The following is a 17,962-nucleotide window of genomic DNA, read 5'->3' as shown; positions in this document are numbered from 1 at the left end:
AAAATGAAAAAGAGAGAAGTTCTCACATCCATTAAAGATGAAAAGCTGATTGTAGAGCGTCGTAATCAAATGATTAAAGGGGCCGTCACGCTATTTAAGGAAAAAGGTTTTCACCGAACAACAACAAGGGAGATTGCCAAAGCCGCTGGGTTTAGCATTGGTACGCTTTACGAATATATTCAGTCTAAAGAAGATGTTTTATATCTTGTATGTGACAATATTTATGATGAAGTGAGAGAGAGATTAGAAGAGATGGTAGTGGATCGTTATACAATCTCTGAGCTTCAACAAGCGATTCAGCACTATTTTAAAGTTGTGGATGAGCTTCAAGATGAAGTATTAGTCATGTACCAAGAAGCGAAATCGCTGTCTAAAGATGCGCTTCCATATGTATTAAAAAAAGAGCTGGATATGGTTGAAATGTTTAAGGTTATTATCGAAGGCTGCGTAGAAAACAATCAATTTGCACTTACGGATAAAGAAATTTCGCTGTTCGCTCATCATTTATTTGTTCAAGGTCAGATGTGGGCATTTCGCAGATGGTGGCTGCAAAAGCATTATTCATTAGAAGAATATACAAATATGCAGTTAGATTTTTTACTTAAAAATTTTTCATTTCAACAACTGTGTGAGGGGGAGACAGTTTGAATACAAGCAAAAGACCGCTTCGTTTTTTAACCGCTTCTAGCCTGTTTGACGGCCACGACGCGTCCATTAATATTATGAGAAGAATTCTTCAAGCCAAGGGAGTAGAAGTCATTCACCTGGGGCATAACCGATCTGTTGAAGAAATTGTTAACGCTTCCATACAAGAGGATGTTCAGGGGATTGCTATTTCTTCTTATCAAGGCGGCCACGTAGAATATTTTAAGTATATGTATGATTTACTCCAAGAACAACAGGCTTCTCATATTAAAATTTATGGAGGAGGAGGAGGGGTCATTATTCCGAGTGAGATTCAAGAGCTTCATGATTACGGCATTTCTAAAATCTTTTCTCCGGAAGATGGACGAAAAATGGGGTTAGAAGGCATGATTCAATTCATGATCGATGATTGTTATTACACAAATCCCCCTGCACTGCCGAAGGATCGAACCTTAACGCCGGCTAATAACCGTTTAATTGCCCAGCTTATTACATGCGCTGAAAATGAAGCCTATGAATACACAAAAGAGCATGCAGCCGCTCTTGAAGAAATCCGAGGAAGTGTAATCGAAAGCGAGACGGATCAAAAAATACCGGTTATTGGAATCACAGGAACGGGAGGAGCGGGGAAAAGTTCACTTACGGATGAATTAGTAAGAAGGTTTATTGAACATATTCCAGATATTCATGTAGCTGTCTTATCCGTCGATCCAACTAAACAAAAAACCGGAGGAGCGCTTCTTGGGGATCGAATTCGCATGAACATCGCAGCGTCTCCTCGTGTGTATATGAGAAGTTTGGCCACGCGCTCATCTGGACATGAGCTATCGGCGGCCATTCGAGATGGAATTGCCGTCGTGAAAAAAGCGGGTTTCGACATTATCATTGTCGAAACAAGCGGCATCGGGCAAGCTGATGCTCAAGTCAAAGATATTGCGAACGTCTCTCTGTATGTAATGACAAGCGAATTTGGCGCGCCGTCGCAGTTAGAAAAGATTGAAATGATTGATTACGCAGACTTTATTGTAATCAATAAATTTGAAAAAAAAGGTTCCGAAGACGCAAAAAAACAAGTGCAGCGTCAATATCAGCGTAATCATCAGCTGTTTGAAAATAATCTCTCTACGATGCCAATTTACGGAACAATTGCGAGTCAGTTCAACGACGGGGGAACAAATATTTTATTTGAAGATCTTGTAAATCATCTGCATCAAACATGCCGTACGTCTTGGCACGTAGAAAAATCATCAGAGCGCGTAAGTGAAAAGAAATATACCATCATTCCTAATGATCAACAGCAATATTTACAGGAGATTGTAAACAGCGTTCGCTCTTATCACCGCAATACGGATGTTCAAGTGCAAACAGCACGTAAATTTTATCAGCTAGAGGGTGCTTTGGAAGAAGTGGAAACAGAAACGGCCAAGCAAGAGCTCACTCAGCTAAAGGAGAAATATCAAAAACGGCTAACGGCTGAATCGATTGAAAAGCTGGAAAACTGGCCTAAATTAAAAAGTCAGTATCGGCAAGAAGAACTTATTACAAAGATAAGAAATAAAGAAATTAAAACCTCTCTGCAAGTTGATACCCTATCGGGACTGCGTATTCCGCGCGTGGCCCTTCCAAAAGTTGAAGAATACGGGGAAGTTCTTCGTTTTCTTTATAAAGAAAATGTGCCAGGTGCGTTTCCTTATACAGCAGGTGTTTTTCCGTTTAAACGAAAAGGAGAAGATCCTAAGCGCCAATTCGCAGGCGAAGGAACACCAGAACGAACGAATCGCCGCTTTCACTATTTGTCAAAAGATGATGACGCTAAGCGTTTAAGTACAGCGTTTGATTCTGTAACGCTTTATGGAGAAAATCCGGATCCAAGGCCGGATATCTTCGGGAAAATTGGCGAAAGCGGCGTAAATGTCTGTACGCTTGATGATATGAAACTCTTGTATAAGGGATTTGATCTTTGCCATCCGTCGACTTCCGTTTCGATGACGATCAATGGGCCGGCTCCAATATTACTAGCTATGTTTATGAATACAGCTATCTGTCAGCAGGTGGAGAAGAAGGAAGAGGAGATGAAGCGTCCTTTAACAGAAGAGGAATACGAGGACGTAAAATCGGGTACGTTGAAACAAGTGAGAGGAACCGTTCAAGCGGATATTTTAAAAGAAGATCAAGGGCAAAATACGTGTATTTTTTCCACGGAATTTGCATTGAAAATGATGGGAGATATTCAGCAGTACTTTATTGACGAGAAAGTGCGCAACTATTATTCTGTTTCTATTTCAGGCTATCATATAGCTGAAGCAGGGGCTAACCCGATTTCTCAGCTCGCGTTTACATTGGCCAACGGCTTTACGTACGTGGAATATTACTTGAGTCGAGGCATGCACATTGATGATTTTGCTCCTAATTTATCGTTTTTCTTTAGTAATGGACTTGATCCTGAATACACAGTTATTGGACGTGTAGCGAGAAGAATCTGGGCAATTGTGATGCGTGATAAATACGGCGCGAATGAACGCAGTCAAAAGCTTAAGTATCATATTCAAACATCCGGCCGATCCCTTCATGCACAGGAAATTAACTTTAATGATATACGTACGACGCTACAAGCCTTAATGGCCCTTCATGACAACTGCAACTCTCTTCATACCAATGCGTATGATGAAGCAATTACAACACCGACAGAGGAATCTGTACGTAGAGCGATGGCCATTCAACTAATCATTACAAAAGAGCATGGACTAACTAAAAATGAAAATCCATTACAGGGCTCTTTTATTATTGATGAGCTAACAGACTTGGTAGAAGAAGCGGTATTGGCTGAGTTCCAACGCTTAAATGATCGAGGCGGCGTTTTAGGTGCGATGGAAATGCAGTATCAGCGAGGTAAGATTCAAGATGAATCGATGGAATATGAGATGCAAAAACATACGGGAGATTTACCTATTATAGGAGTAAATACGTATATTAATCCAAATGAAGAGGAAAATTCCTCAGTTGATGACATGCAGTTAGCCCGCGCATCAAAAGAAGAAAAAAATCATCAAATTAATCAGCTTCAGAAGTTTCAACAGCAGCATGAAGAAAAAAGAGAAGATGCGCTGAAAAGGTTAAAGAAAGCTGCAACAGAAGGAGAGAACATTTTCAAAGAGTTAATGGAGACCGTTAAAGTAGCCAGCTTAGGAGAAATTACGCGAGCTTTATATGAATGCGGTGGGCAATATCGTCGAAATATGTAATAATGTATCGTTAGTATATAGTGATATATTAAAAGCCGCGATGACCATTTTTGGTTATCGCGGCTTTTATAGACTTAACCCTAACGGACTCAGAATAACTGATGGTGAATTCCTTTTGGTCAAAGGATGCTGTTGGTATATCAAGTAGAATGTATTATAGTAATAAAATGTCTATTTTTTCGTTGTTTTATGCGAAATTCTCGAGAATTTTAGAAACGAGGCTAGCATAAATGTATTGAATTTGTTTATAATGAATGGTATGTATTTATTCGTTTCCATCATTTACACATATGATGAATTGATTTAATAGATTTTCGATATACATAGCCATAGAAAGGATGTGCCAGATTTGAGTTTAGCACAGTACTCAAAAACGGATTTAAAAGAAATGTCGATGATTGAGATTGCTTACGCGCTTCTAGAAGAAAAAACAGATCGTCAAGCAATGTCATTCCAAGAAATTATTGCTGAAATTAAAGCAGCAGCGGAAATGTCAGATCAAGAATTAAAAACGAGATTAGCTCAGTTTTATACAGATATTAATATTGATGGTCGCTTTTTAACAGTAGGGGACAACCACTGGGGTCTTCGTGGATGGTATCCTTTTGACCAGGCTGAAGAAGAAGTTATTCCGGTTGCAAAACCTAAAAAGAAAAAAGCGAAAAAAGCTGTTGTTGAAGAAGTTGAAGACTTTGATGATCTAGAAGAAGATTTAGATTATGAAGATGTTGACGATCTAGACGAAGAAGAAGATTTTGAAGACATCGACGAGCTAGAAGAAGATGAAGATGATCTTGCAGAAGACGATTTTGACGATTTAGAAGATGATCTAGACGATGATGAGGAAGATGAAGAAGACGATTATGAGGACGAAAAAGAAAAATAATCCTTCTTGACTTTTTCAAGCGAAGTAGGTAGAATCTTTTTTGGGCTCTTTAAACAAGCATTTAAAAAGTTTTTATTTAAAATAGACTATTGCTCCCAATCCAGTTTTGGTATTGGGAGCAATTTTTTTATTTTATGTATCAATGTTTTACACCCCGATATGTTCTTATAAATCCTTGATAGAAACTTTCTTTTGGTTCTTGAACGTTTCACATTCATAAGGTTTCTTATAATTTCGCATGCACAATGAATGAATTGTGATTGTTTATGTGAAAACTTTTAATATTGTACAGTTCAAATTATTTAGAGGGGGAAGTATAGATGACAAAGTATATTTTCGTAACAGGCGGTGTTGTATCATCTCTAGGAAAAGGGATTACAGCAGCTTCTTTAGGCCGTTTATTAAAAAACCGTGGGTTGAACGTAACGATTCAAAAGTTTGATCCATATATTAACGTAGACCCAGGAACAATGAGTCCATACCAACACGGTGAGGTATTCGTAACGGATGACGGCGCGGAAACAGACTTAGACTTAGGTCACTATGAGCGTTTTATCGATATCAACTTAAATCGCTACAGCAACGTAACAACAGGTAAAGTATATTCAACAGTATTGAAAAAAGAGCGTCGCGGTGATTATTTAGGCGGAACAGTTCAGGTTATTCCGCACATCACAAATGAAATTAAAGAACGCGTTTTCCGTGCAGGTAAAGAAACAAATGCGGACGTTGTTATTACTGAAATCGGCGGAACGGTAGGAGATATTGAATCACTTCCTTTCCTAGAAGCTATTCGTCAAATCAAAAGTGATATTGGCCGTGACAATGTTATGTATATCCACTGTACACTTGTGCCATATTTAAAAGCTGCTGGTGAAATGAAAACAAAACCAACACAGCATAGTGTAAAAGAATTACGTAGCTTAGGTATTCAGCCAAACGTAATCGTTGTTCGTACAGAAATGCCAATTTCTGAAGATATGAAAGATAAGCTAGCTTTATTCTGCGACATTGATCCAAAAGCAGTTATTGAGTGTGCAGACGCTGAAACATTATATGAAATTCCACTATCTCTACAAGAGCAGCACTTAGATCAAATCACATGCGATCACTTGAAATTAGATTGCAAAGAAGCAGAAATGACTGAGTGGAAAGCATTGGTTGAGAAAGTAAAAGGACTTTCAAATACGACAAAAATCGCATTGGTTGGTAAGTATGTAGAGCTTCAAGATGCTTATATTTCTGTCGTGGAAGCAATGAAACATGCTGGATATGCATTCGATGCAGATGTAAACATCAAGTGGGTAAATTCTGAATTTGTAACAAAAGAAAATGTTCAAGATTTACTTGGTGATGTAGATGGTATCTTAGTTCCAGGTGGATTTGGTGATCGTGGAATTGAAGGTAAAATTGTAGCAACACAATATGCACGTGAGCAAAAGGTTCCATTCTTAGGTATTTGCTTAGGTATGCAGCTGGCATCAGTTGAGTTTGCGCGTAATGTATTAGGCTTAGAAGGCGCACATTCAGCGGAAATTGCACCTGGAACAAATTATCCAATTATTGACTTATTACCAGAACAAAAAGACGTAGAGGACCTAGGCGGTACATTGCGTTTAGGACTATACCCTTGTAAATTGTCTGAAGATACGCTTGCATATGAAGCATATCAAGATGAAGTGGTATATGAGCGTCATCGTCACCGTTATGAATTTAATAACGAATACCGTCAACAAATGGAAGAGAAAGGCTTTATCTTCTCTGGTACAAGCCCAGACGGCCGTTTAATTGAAATTGTAGAGCTAAAAGACCACCCATGGTTCTTGGCTTCACAATTCCACCCAGAGTTTACTTCTCGTCCAACAAGACCGCAACCATTGTTCAGAGAATTTATTCGCGCATCAATGGAGTCAGGCCAAAACAAATAAGTGAAATAAAAAACACGCTGTCTTTAGACAGCGTGTTTTTTATTCATATTCTTCTACGATTTCTTTTAGTGTGAAAGTTAAACCGTAGTACGCGTATAAAGCGACCATCATTGCTGGAAAACCAAATCTTGAGCCGTCTTCTCCAGGAATAAGCGGCTTTAACAATTTTGTATCAATATGAGCATCTGCGAGTGCTGCTAAAGAAGGTTCGGCTATCTCTTTAGGAACAGCCGCAATGCTAACAAATGGAATATCCCGTTTCTTTAAACGTTCAGCTATTTCCATTGCTTTATTATCTGTTGAAAATCGAGAGACAAGCAGTACGCGATCAACGCTAGTCAGCTGATCTAATTCATGTAAAGGCAAAGCTTTTGCCTGACTTAAAGGTTCTGCACTGCTTAGTGCTTCAAGCGTAATGGCGTGCATTTCTTCTACACCATAAATATAGATAAATCCTTCTCCGACAGAGGCCTGTGCTAAAATACGCGCTGCATCTTCAAATTGGAATTCTTCTTGTTCTTCAATTCGTTTAAAAAAACCTGAAAGTTGAGTTGTGAAAATTTTAAGCATAGAATCTCCCTTCGATTTAAGCGGCTAAAGCCGTCTATCTACACATTATAACGAAAAAAGCTATCTGTATTCTATCTTGAAATGAGCTACAATGAAAGTAAAGTGCAATGAAGTTGGATGGATGACAAAAAAAGCTATGTTTTGTAACAATTTCTCTAATAAGCAGGGATTTTTGTTTTAAAGGCGAAATACATATGTTAGTTTTGTCTGTAGAAGAGGAATATAAAAGGTGGGATTATATTGGCAGAGAAAATTTTAATTGTTGATGATCAGTATGGTATACGTATTTTATTAACGGAAGTGCTGCAAAAAGAAGGCTATACGACATTTCAAGCGGCGAACGGCTTCCAGGCGATTGATATTACAAAAGAGCAAGCACCGGATCTTGTCTTATTAGATATGAAAATTCCAGGAATGGATGGAATTGAAATTTTAAAAAGGTTAAAGCAGCACGATGAAGCAATTAAAGTCATTATTATGACCGCTTATGGTGAATTGGATATGATTCAAGAAGCAAAAGATTTAGGAGCATTAACACACTTTGCAAAACCGTTTGATATTGATGAAATCCGAAAAGTTGTTAGGGAATATATACCAGTAAAGTCGAATTAAGGTTTTGGTAGGGTTTTCATCCTAACAAATTTTGAATATCAGCCTAAAAATGTTGCTGTTTTCATTGTTAGTTGGTATCCTAATTACTGTATTCATAATTCGACAATCTATTATGTAAAGATGCGCGTTGTTTCTACATGAAACACTCAATTCAAGAGCATACTATTTGAGTGTGCCTTTTGGTTAGCATCTAATCTAAGGTTGATTTTAAGGAGGATTTCAATATGCCTTTAGTATCAATGAAAGAAATGCTTATTACAGCAAAAGAACAAGGCTATGCAGTAGGTCAATTTAACTTAAATAACTTAGAGTTTACTCAAGCTATTCTTCAAGCAGCAAAAGAAGAAAACTCTCCAGTTATTCTTGGTGTATCTGAAGGTGCAGCACGCTACATGGGCGGTTTCAAAACTGTTGTAGCAATGGTTGAAGCTCTAATCGAAGATTATGACGTTCAAGTACCAGTTGCAATTCACTTAGACCACGGTTCAAGCTTTGAATCATGTGCAAAAGCAATCCATGCTGGATTCACTTCTGTAATGATCGATGCTTCTCACCATCCATTTGAAGAAAACATTGCAATTACTTCTAAAGTAGTTGAACTAGCTCACTTCCACGGAGTATCAGTAGAAGCAGAACTAGGAACTGTTGGTGGACAAGAAGACGACGTTATTGCTGAAGGCGTTATCTATGCAGATGCTAACGAGTGTGAAGAACTTGTTAACCGTACAGGTATCGATTGCTTAGCTCCAGCATTAGGATCAGTTCACGGACCATACAAAGGTGAACCAAACCTAGGTTTTGCTGAAATGAAAGAAATCGGAGATCGTACAGGCTTACCATTAGTTTTACACGGTGGAACTGGTATTCCAACAAAAGATATCCAAAAATCAGTTTCTTTAGGTACTGCTAAAATCAACGTAAACACTGAAAACCAAATTGCTTCAGCTAAAGCTGTTCGTGAAGTATTAGCTGCGCAACCTGAACAATATGATCCACGTAAATACTTAGGACCTGCTCGCGAAGCAATCAAAGAAACGGTTCAAGGTAAAATGCGTGAATTCGGTTCTTCTAACAAAGCATAATTTGAAATCTTCGGATTGCCTGTTTGCAGTTAGTTGATTCTGAAAAATAAAACCGTCTTATTTTTATTGTAAGGCGGTTTTATTTTTACTATAATTTTCTTATCATTCTGAATACATAACACAGGGGGATGGCATTCATGAAGTTTTTTATTGATACGGCTAATTTAGACGAAATTAAGGAAGCGCATTCATTGGGTTTGTTAGCGGGGGTTACAACAAATCCTAGTTTAGTAGCTAAAGAGAACATCACGTTTGAAGATCGTCTTCGTGAAATTACAGAGTTCGTTGAAGGGTCTGTAAGTGCAGAAGTGATTGCGCTTGATGCAGAAGGCATGATTCGCGAAGGAAAAGAGCTTGCTGCGATTGCGCCGAATATCACAATCAAGGTACCGATGACTCCAGATGGCTTAAAAGCAGTAAAAGAATTTACTAGTTTAGGTATTAAGACAAACGTTACGCTTATTTTCTCAGCTAACCAAGCGTTAATGGCAGCAAGAGCAGGTGCTACTTACGTATCGCCTTTCTTAGGAAGATTAGACGATATTGGTTTTAATGGTCTCGATTTAATCTCAGATATCGCAGATATTTTTGCGATTCATGACATTCCATCAGAAATTATTGCAGCATCTATTCGTCATCCGATGCACGTAACAGAAGCTGCAAAAAATGGAGCACATATTGCGACAATTCCTTACAAAGTTTTAATGCAATTGTTCAAACATCCGTTAACAAACGCAGGAATTGACCAATTTTTGGCAGATTGGGAAAAACGAAATGTCTAAACATGTATAAATTTGTGTGGCGTTTACCATCCTGACAGGTGAATGCCATATTTTTCTTTTATCTTGTCGAAACTATACATGATTTTTTCATTTTCGTGTACACTAGTAGGTAATAGGAAAAATAACCATTCTTTTAGGTATTCTTTGTACCAAAATTTTCCTCAATTACTAGGTGAGAAACTTTCTTTCACTAGAAGGGAGCTATAAATGGAAAAGTTAAAAATACAAGGTGGCTTTACCTTAAGTGGATCCGTCCGCGTCAGTGGTGCTAAAAATAGTGCCGTTGCGCTTATTCCAGCAACAATTTTAGCCGAGTCACCTGTTACAATTGAAGGTCTGCCCGATATTTCAGACGTGCAGTTATTAGGGGATTTAGTTGAAGAAATTGGTGGGAAAGTAACCATTGATAACGACGAATTAACAGTAGATCCATCCGGAATGGTTGCAATGCCTTTACCGAACGGAAAAGTAAAAAAATTACGCGCTTCTTATTATTTAATGGGGGCGATGTTGGGACGCTTTAAAAAAGCGGTAGTTGGGCTTCCAGGAGGCTGTTACCTTGGTCCTAGACCAATCGATCAGCACATTAAAGGCTTCGAAGCTCTTGGCGCTAAAGTAACAAATGAGCAAGGAGCCATTTACATTCGAGCTGAGGAACTGATTGGTGCTCGAATTTATTTAGACGTTGTTAGCGTAGGAGCAACAATCAATATTATGCTCGCTGCTGTAAGAGCAAAAGGGCGTACCGTTATTGAGAATGCTGCTAAAGAGCCTGAAATTATTGATGTAGCTACGTTGCTGACAAGTATGGGTGCCCGTATTAAAGGTGCAGGTACGGATGTTATTCGAATTGATGGAGTAGATCAATTAAAAGGATGCCGTCATTCCATCATTCCAGACCGAATTGAAGCAGGCACGTATATGATCATGGGAGCGAGTATGGGAAAAGAAGTTGTTGTGGACAACGTTATCCCTCAGCATTTGGAGTCATTAACGGCTAAAATGCGTGAAATGGGTATTCATATCGAAACAAGCTCAGATCAAATTCTTGTAGCGACTCGTCAGCTATTGAAGCCCGTAGATATTAAGACGCTAGTATATCCAGGTTTTCCAACTGATTTACAGCAGCCATTTACGACGCTTCTAACAAGAGCGTCTGGTACAAGCGTTGTGACAGATACAATTTACGGTGCAAGGTTTAAGCATATTGATGAGCTGAGACGAATGAATGCATCTGTTAAGGTAGAAGGACGTTCTGCTATTATTAATGGTCCCATTCACTTACAAGGTGCACGTGTGAAAGCGTCGGACTTACGAGCAGGAGCAGCTCTCGTAACGGCTGGCTTAATGGCCAAAGGGATTACAGAGGTAACGGGTTTAGAGCACATTGACCGAGGTTACAGCCATTTAGTAGACAAGCTATCGGATTTAGGGGCAATGATTTGGCGTGAAGAGATGACTCAAGAGGAAATTGAGCAATTTCAAAATTCATAAAGGCAAATCGGTGCCACAGTCATGAAAGCAAAGTTTAGAAATGAGCTTTTTAATAAGCTACACAGGCGTAGGAGCGTTCTTCTATCTCTGTGTAGCTTATATATTTATGAATAGGGTAAATAGATAAAAAGGGAAGCTAAAAGGTAAATTTCACTTCTTATTTTAACGTCCAGTTTATTTCCTTTAATGTGAAATTATGAAAAGGTTTTCCTCGCTTCTCGTAAGCTATTAAATTTCCTTTTTTTTATTCATCTTCTAAAGTAAAAAAAGATTGATTAAAAAGATAGAAAAAGGTTAGAATATAAATTGCTACGTTAAATTTATCAAGATAATATAAATGGTTTTATGTCGGAATTATTCTTCTAAAAGTGTATAGTTAATCAATTGATTCTACTTATTATACTTCAAAGGTTATATTCTCCATTTTCACAGATTTATTCCATCCATATCATCTCTCAATTTTATATTTGAATTTAATATGGGAGGAACGGTTAAAAATTATTCATTATAAAGCGTGGTGTCCTAATGAACTTAACATTATCCAGTTTAGAAAATATGAAATTAAAAGAGCTGTATGAACATGCTCGTGAGTATAAAGTTTCGTACTATAGTAAATTAACGAAAAAAGAACTTGTCTTTGCTATTTTAAAGGCTCAAGCTGAACAAGATGGGCTTTTATTTATGGAAGGCGTTCTTGAAATTATTCAGTCAGAAGGATTCGGTTTCCTACGACCAATTAACTATTCACCGAGTTCAGAAGATATTTATATCTCAGCTTCACAAATTCGTCGCTTCGATCTGCGTAATGGAGACAAGGTATCGGGGAAAGTTCGTCCTCCAAAAGAAAATGAGCGTTACTACGGATTATTACATGTAGAAGCGGTAAACGGAGAAGATCCGGAAACGTCAAAAGATCGCGTGCATTTTCCAGCGCTAACGCCTATTTATCCAAATGAACAAATGCTGCTAGAAACTCAGCCAAGAAGTTTCTCTACGCGTATTATTGACTTGATTTCACCAATTGGATTTGGGCAAAGGGGACTAATTGTTGCGCCGCCAAAAGCAGGTAAAACGATGCTGTTAAAAGAAATTGCCAATAGCATTACAACGAATCATCCTGATGCAGAATTGATTGTTCTTCTTATTGATGAGCGTCCTGAGGAAGTGACGGACATTGAGCGTTCGGTTGACGGTGATGTTGTCAGTTCTACATTTGACGAAGTGCCAGAAAACCACATTAAAGTAGCGGAACTTGTACTTGAACGTGCGATGAGATTAGTCGAACACAAAAAAGATGTTGTCATTTTGATGGATAGCATCACAAGACTTGCTCGTGCTTATAACTTAGTTATTCCACCGAGCGGTCGTACACTATCAGGGGGTATTGACCCGGCTGCTTTTCACCGTCCAAAACGATTCTTTGGAGCTGCTCGTAACATTGAAGATGGAGGCAGCTTAACCATTCTAGCAACAGCCTTAATTGATACAGGCTCTCGTATGGATGATGTTATTTATGAAGAATTTAAAGGTACAGGTAACATGGAACTGCATCTAGATCGTTCACTAGCTGAAAAACGTATCTTCCCTGCGATTGACATTCGTCGCTCAGGCACACGTAAAGAAGAGCTGCTAATTCCAAAAGAGCATTTAGACCACTTATGGGCAATTCGTAAATCAATGGCAGATGCTCCTGATTTTGCAGAAAAATTCTTAAAACGTTTACGTCAAACAAAGACAAATGAAGAATTCTTCTCGATGTTAACGGAAGAGAAAAAAACGCTTCTAGCAAATAAACGATAAGTTATAAAACATGTGGTTGCAAAAGCATACAACCCTTGTTATAATTTCATCATGTGTGTTGATAAAGTACACAGTGAAATAGTTATTATTTCATCACTATCTTTATCAATAAACTCTGTTTCAGAATGATTCAGGGCGGAAGGAGATGAAACGAATGAAAACAGGAATTCATCCAAACTATAAAACAGTTATGGTTAAATGTACTTGCGGAAACGAATTTGAAAGTGGTTCTGTAAAAGAAGAGATCCGCGTTGAGACTTGTTCTGAATGTCACCCATTCTACACTGGTCGTCAAAAATTCGCTGAAGCTGGTGGCCGTGTTGATCGCTTCAACAAAAAATACGGTCTTAAATAATCACATTGTCGAAACAAACAGGCAAGTAGCTTAACTTCTTGCCTGTTTTTTTGCTTATAAAAGTAGAAAAACAGTGTCTGCTTGATAAAAAAGTGGGTACTTTATCATAGGAATAAGATCTACATAGAAGACGTAGATTAAGTTAGTAGCGGTTCGCTCAGAAACGGAACGAGAAGAAGGGAGAGTCCCGCAGTGGTGTACGTAATGAAACAAAGCGGTTGGATAGAAGTAATTTGTGGCAGTATGTTTTCAGGGAAATCAGAAGAGTTAATTCGACGTGTGCGCCGCACGCAGTTTGCTAAACAAAAAGCACAAGTGTTCAAGCCTGCAATCGATAATCGATATAGCGAAGAAGCGGTTGTTTCACATAACGGTACATCTGTTATGGCTTATTCAATCTCGGCATCGCGCGATATTTTAAAGCGAGTAGATGAAGAGACAGACGTAGTAGCGATAGATGAAGTACAGTTTTTTGACACAGATATTTTAGAAATTGTTCAATCTTTAGCGGATCAAGGCTTTCGTGTGATTGTAGCGGGGTTAGATCAAGACTTCAAAGGTGAACCTTTTGGACAAATGCCGCAGTTAATGGCTATTGCAGAGTCGGTAACAAAGCTACAGGCTGTGTGCGCTTCATGTGGCTCTCCTGCGAGCCGTACGCAGCGTTTGATTAACGGTGAGCCTGCTTCTTATGACGACCCTATTATTTTAGTCGGTGCGTCTGAATCGTACGAACCAAGATGTCGTCATTGCCACGTTGTGCAAAAGTCTAAAGGACAAGCGGTGTCTGTGGACTCAAGCGAAATGGTCGAAAAATAAAGCAAGAATTTTATGATGATAAAAACAGAACGCGCAGTTCTGTTTTTTTGTTCATATACGTGTATTAACAAGGTTTTGACTCTATTTTAAAGCTATACTATAATTACAATGTTATGGATAAAGAATGAGGTGAATGACGTGTTTGATCGTTTAGAAGCGGTAGAGGCGCGCTATGAGAAGTTAAACGAACTTCTGAGTGACCCTGAGATCGTAAACAACCCCTCTAAGTTGAGAGAATATTCGAAGGAACAATCAGATATACAACAAACGGTAGCGGCTTATCAGGAATACAAAGATGTAAAAGAGCAGTTATCAGAAGCGAAAACGATGCTTGAAGATAAGCTTGATGCGGATATGCGTGACATGGTAAAAGAAGAAATTGCCGAGTTAGAAACGCAGCAAGAAGAGCTAGTTGAAAAGCTACGTATTTTATTAATTCCAAAAGATCCAAACGATGATAAAAACGTAATCATGGAGGTTCGTGGAGCGGCTGGTGGAGATGAAGCAGCATTATTCGCAGCTAATTTGTACCGCATGTATTCGCGCTTTGCTGAATCCCAAGGCTGGAAAACAGAAGTAATGGAAGCAACGACTACTGGAGTAGGCGGTTATAAAGAAATTATCTTTATGATTAACGGTAAAGGTGCGTACTCAAAGATGAAATTTGAAAACGGTGCACACCGTGTTCAACGAGTTCCTGAAACAGAATCAGGCGGTCGTATTCATACATCTACAGCGACGGTAGCATGTCTTCCTGAAGCGGAAGAAGTCGAAGTGGACATTCATGAAAAAGACATCCGTGTAGATACATTTGCTTCAAGTGGACCTGGTGGCCAAAGTGTTAATACGACGATGTCAGCCGTTCGTTTAACGCATTTACCAACAAATACAGTGGTATCATGTCAAGATGAAAAGTCTCAAATTAAAAATAAAGAAAAAGCAATGAAAGTATTGCGTGCTCGCGTGTACGATAAGTTCCAGCGAGAAGCACAAGCAGAGTACGATGCAACGCGCAAACAAGCAGTTGGATCTGGAGATCGCTCCGAGCGTATCCGTACGTATAACTTCCCGCAAAATCGCGTAACGGACCACCGTATTGGTCTGACGATTCAAAAGCTAGATCAAATCTTAGAAGGCAAGCTTGATGAAATTATCGATGCATTAGTCATGGAAGACCAAGCGCGCCGAATGGAAGATTCGAACTAATGAAAGTATTTGAAGCCCTTAAGTGGGCTTCTTCTTTTTTGAAAGAGGCAAAGCGAGATGAAAACGCGGGAGAACTCTTGCTTCGCCATCACTTGCAGATGACGAGAACTCATTTGCTAGGTGCTCTGCAGGAAGAACTAGAAGAAGAAATTCTAAAAAGATTTGAACAAGATGTCCATGCTCATAAAGCAGGTATGCCTGTACAATATCTAATCGGGACAGAAGAATTTTACGGGCGTTCATTTATTGTAAACGAACATGTATTAATTCCAAGACCCGAAACGGAAGAGCTGGTATACGGAATGATTTCTCGAATAAAAAAAGAATTTCAACACCAGCCTATTGAGCTTTTAGATATTGGAACGGGAAGTGGGGCAATTGCTATCACTTTAGCTTTGGAGCTTGACAGAGTGGAAGTTACAGCAACAGATATAGCTATAGAATCTTTAAGCGTAGCTAAAGAAAATGCTCAAAACCTGGACGCTGCTGTCATATTTATACAGGGAGATCTATTACAACCATTTTTATTATCGAATCAGAAATTTGATGTAATTGTGTCTAATCCGCCTTATATTCCAGCAGATGATGAGTTGTCCACAGTGGTAAAAGATCATGAGCCAAACCGAGCTCTTTTTGGTGGAAAAGATGGCCTGGATTTTTATCGACGTTTCATGGAAGAGCTGCCATATGTGACGAAGTCAAATAGTATTATTGGATTTGAAGTCGGGGCCGGACAGACAAAAGATGTAGCTGAGATGCTGCAAAAAACGTTTCCGACAGCTTTTGTAGAATGTGTATATGATATTAATGGAAAAGATCGAATGGTTTTTGCACAACTTCGCGAGAACTAAAAAAATCAGAGGGAATGATTTTCCCTTTGATTTTTGAAAATCATGCATTTTTTTACTAAATTACTAGTTTAAGATATCTTACTTTCGGCCATACTGTTCCTATGAAAGGGCGGTGGCCGAAATGAAGAAATATGCTATCATTTATTTTATTTTATTAATTATTGGAGCAAATGCTCAACTTATATATACACATAACCAAGTGCAGGCAGATCAGCCTGCAGTCATTCCAGACGAGGCAATTCGACTGCGCATTTTAGCAAACAGCGACGGTGAAAAAGACCAGTACGTAAAACGTCTGATTCGTGACCGCGTGAACGAACAAATCACAGAATGGGTAAAAAATTTAACATCTGTAACTGTAGCTCGAAAAACAATTAAAGAAAATTTGCCGGCGCTTGAAACAATTGCGAAAGAAGTGCTAAAAGAAGAAGGCGTAAATGAATCTGTTCATGTTAAATTCGGAAAAGTAGAGTTTCCTACTAAGTTGTACGGTCAGTTCTTGTATCCAGCAGGTGAGTATGAAGCCGTGCTTATTACTCTTGGCAAAGGAGAGGGAGCAAACTGGTGGTGCGTACTATTTCCTCCTTTATGCTTCTTAGATTTCTCAAACGGGGAAGCGGTAAAAGCGCCGGAGCCATCTGAAGAAGAGCCAAAGGAAGAAAAAGAGAAACCAGCAGCTTCTGAATCAAAATCTGCAGACAAAACAGATGACAAATCGGCTGAAAGTAAAGAACCCGCAGTGAAAACAGAAATTCAATCTGCAACTATTACATCGGATTCTATTGAGCAGAAAGCTGAGGAACCTTCTCAACCAACAGTATCTTCTACAGAAGTAATTGCAAAAGATACAAGCAGCACAGTAAAAAAAGAAACAAGTGCTAAGGCTGAAAAAAAGGAAAGTAAAGAAGCTGAAAAATCTGTTTCATCTAAGAAAAAAGCTGATTCTAAATCAAAAGAAGATTCCGTAGAAGTTAAGTTTTTTGTAGTAGAATGGGTATCGTCAGTATTTAATTAATAGAATCATTAAAAATAAAATTCAGTTCTACTTTTTTTAATCATCTCATAGATTTGTTACTAGAAAACAAGTTGAGGTGATTAAAATGAGAGAACAATTAAAAATTGCTAGTGAAAATGATTATATTCGAATTGAGCAGTTCTTACAAAAAGCGGGCATCAGCACAGCTGGCGTGGAAGAGCATATTCATCAATTTGTCATAATGGAAAATGAAGAAGGCGAGCTGCTAGCAACAGTTGGGTTTGAAAAAGAAGGTATGGATGGAATTCTCCGCTCCCTTGTCGTGTCTCCTTCTTTAATGCAATCTGATATTCTGCTGCTATTTAAAAGCATCGTCCAGCTGGCTCAAAAGCATGGCGTGAAGCAACTATATTTACTAACAAATAAGGCATCTTCTCTACATTTTTTTCAAATGATGAATTTTCAGCAAACATCTTACAGTGCACTGCCTGAGTTGTTAAAAGAACATTCTTATTTAAAAAAGTTACCAAACCCTCGGGATGTCTATGTGATGTGTTATGCAGCTAGTTAAAAGAAAATGTGGATAAATCATTTTGATTGGGTATCCACAATGTTATTCACAAAAACATAAGCTTTATCCACATTTTGTGGATAAAGCTTGTTTGTTGATATAATGAATGCAGGTATTTTACTATCTTTGATACATATTGTACT

General features: G+C 38.5%; 16 protein-coding genes. 15 read left to right on the top strand and 1 reads right to left on the bottom strand.

Going from position 1 to position 17,962, the window contains the following annotated elements:
* The first annotated feature begins 3 nt into the window (after nt 1-3).
* From AC0C45_RS23380 to AC0C45_RS23365, 4 genes are all read left to right on the top strand, one after another.
* A complete protein-coding gene (locus AC0C45_RS23380; RefSeq protein ID WP_013085484.1) occupies nt 4-648 on the top strand; it encodes a TetR/AcrR family transcriptional regulator in 645 nt (214 codons plus the stop codon).
* Nucleotides 645-3,887: a fused isobutyryl-CoA mutase/GTPase IcmF gene (icmF, locus tag AC0C45_RS23375; RefSeq protein ID WP_047931263.1), complete on the top strand. Its 3,243-nt coding sequence runs from the start codon at nt 645-647 to the stop codon at nt 3,885-3,887. Before AC0C45_RS23380 ends, icmF begins: the two co-directional genes overlap by 4 nt.
* Before the next feature lie 349 nt (nt 3,888-4,236).
* The gene (gene rpoE, locus AC0C45_RS23370) at nt 4,237-4,773 is read left to right on the top strand and encodes a DNA-directed RNA polymerase subunit delta (protein ID WP_033580392.1); all 537 of its coding nucleotides are present in this window, start codon (nt 4,237-4,239) and stop codon (nt 4,771-4,773) included.
* Nucleotides 4,774-5,093: 320 nt separating this feature from the next.
* Nucleotides 5,094-6,701 (top strand): CTP synthase, encoded by a 1,608-nt coding sequence (locus AC0C45_RS23365; protein ID WP_034648257.1) that lies wholly within the window; start codon nt 5,094-5,096, stop codon nt 6,699-6,701.
* A gap of 39 nt (nt 6,702-6,740) precedes the next feature.
* Here AC0C45_RS23365 and AC0C45_RS23360 read toward each other — a convergent pair whose 3' ends face one another.
* The gene (locus AC0C45_RS23360) at nt 6,741-7,271 is read right to left on the bottom strand and encodes a DUF2529 domain-containing protein (protein ID WP_257064011.1); all 531 of its coding nucleotides are present in this window, start codon (nt 7,269-7,271) and stop codon (nt 6,741-6,743) included.
* A gap of 237 nt (nt 7,272-7,508) precedes the next feature.
* Here AC0C45_RS23360 and AC0C45_RS23355 point away from each other — a divergent pair, with 237 nt between their 5' ends.
* The 11 genes from AC0C45_RS23355 to AC0C45_RS23305 all read left to right on the top strand — a co-directional run bounded on the left by AC0C45_RS23355 (nt 7,509) and on the right by AC0C45_RS23305 (nt 17,819).
* Nucleotides 7,509-7,883 carry a response regulator gene (locus AC0C45_RS23355; RefSeq protein WP_095380192.1) on the top strand — a complete coding sequence of 125 codons (375 nt, stop codon included), beginning with the start codon at nt 7,509-7,511 and terminating at the stop codon, nt 7,881-7,883.
* Between the two features lie 224 nt (nt 7,884-8,107).
* The gene (locus tag AC0C45_RS23350) at nt 8,108-8,965 is read left to right on the top strand and encodes a class II fructose-bisphosphate aldolase (RefSeq protein ID WP_013059826.1); all 858 of its coding nucleotides are present in this window, start codon (nt 8,108-8,110) and stop codon (nt 8,963-8,965) included.
* Nucleotides 8,966-9,102: 137 nt separating this feature from the next.
* Nucleotides 9,103-9,747 carry a fructose-6-phosphate aldolase gene (gene fsa, locus AC0C45_RS23345; protein ID WP_013059825.1) on the top strand — a complete coding sequence of 215 codons (645 nt, stop codon included), beginning with the start codon at nt 9,103-9,105 and terminating at the stop codon, nt 9,745-9,747.
* Between the two features lie 207 nt (nt 9,748-9,954).
* A complete protein-coding gene (locus AC0C45_RS23340) occupies nt 9,955-11,241 on the top strand; it encodes a UDP-N-acetylglucosamine 1-carboxyvinyltransferase (RefSeq protein ID WP_013059824.1) in 1,287 nt (428 codons plus the stop codon).
* A 525-nt stretch (nt 11,242-11,766) separates the two neighbouring features.
* Nucleotides 11,767-13,041: a transcription termination factor Rho gene (gene rho / locus AC0C45_RS23335; RefSeq protein WP_013059823.1), complete on the top strand. Its 1,275-nt coding sequence runs from the start codon at nt 11,767-11,769 to the stop codon at nt 13,039-13,041.
* Between the two features lie 154 nt (nt 13,042-13,195).
* Entirely contained in the window at nt 13,196-13,396 is a 201-nt protein-coding gene (rpmE, locus tag AC0C45_RS23330; protein ID WP_013085477.1) for a 50S ribosomal protein L31, read from the top strand.
* A 204-nt stretch (nt 13,397-13,600) separates the two neighbouring features.
* Nucleotides 13,601-14,215 (top strand): thymidine kinase, encoded by a 615-nt coding sequence (locus AC0C45_RS23325; RefSeq protein ID WP_226897604.1) that lies wholly within the window; start codon nt 13,601-13,603, stop codon nt 14,213-14,215.
* Nucleotides 14,216-14,353: 138 nt separating this feature from the next.
* Nucleotides 14,354-15,421 (top strand): peptide chain release factor 1, encoded by a 1,068-nt coding sequence (prfA, locus tag AC0C45_RS23320; RefSeq protein ID WP_013059820.1) that lies wholly within the window; start codon nt 14,354-14,356, stop codon nt 15,419-15,421.
* Nucleotides 15,421-16,272 carry a peptide chain release factor N(5)-glutamine methyltransferase gene (gene prmC / locus AC0C45_RS23315; protein WP_095380194.1) on the top strand — a complete coding sequence of 284 codons (852 nt, stop codon included), beginning with the start codon at nt 15,421-15,423 and terminating at the stop codon, nt 16,270-16,272. The genes prfA and prmC overlap by 1 nt, the downstream gene beginning before the upstream one ends.
* Before the next feature lie 121 nt (nt 16,273-16,393).
* On the top strand, nt 16,394-17,287 hold the full coding sequence (gene spoIIR / locus AC0C45_RS23310; RefSeq protein ID WP_257064009.1) for a stage II sporulation protein R: 894 nt from the start codon (nt 16,394-16,396) through the stop codon (nt 17,285-17,287).
* Nucleotides 17,288-17,372: 85 nt separating this feature from the next.
* Nucleotides 17,373-17,819 carry a GNAT family N-acetyltransferase gene (locus tag AC0C45_RS23305; protein WP_472928880.1) on the top strand — a complete coding sequence of 149 codons (447 nt, stop codon included), beginning with the start codon at nt 17,373-17,375 and terminating at the stop codon, nt 17,817-17,819.
* Nucleotides 17,820-17,962 lie beyond the last annotated feature (143 nt).

It is taken from the genome of Priestia sp. VA7, assembly GCF_055710015.1.
Note: the sequence above shows the minus strand (reverse complement) of the source record. Positions and strands in the feature narration are given on the sequence as shown.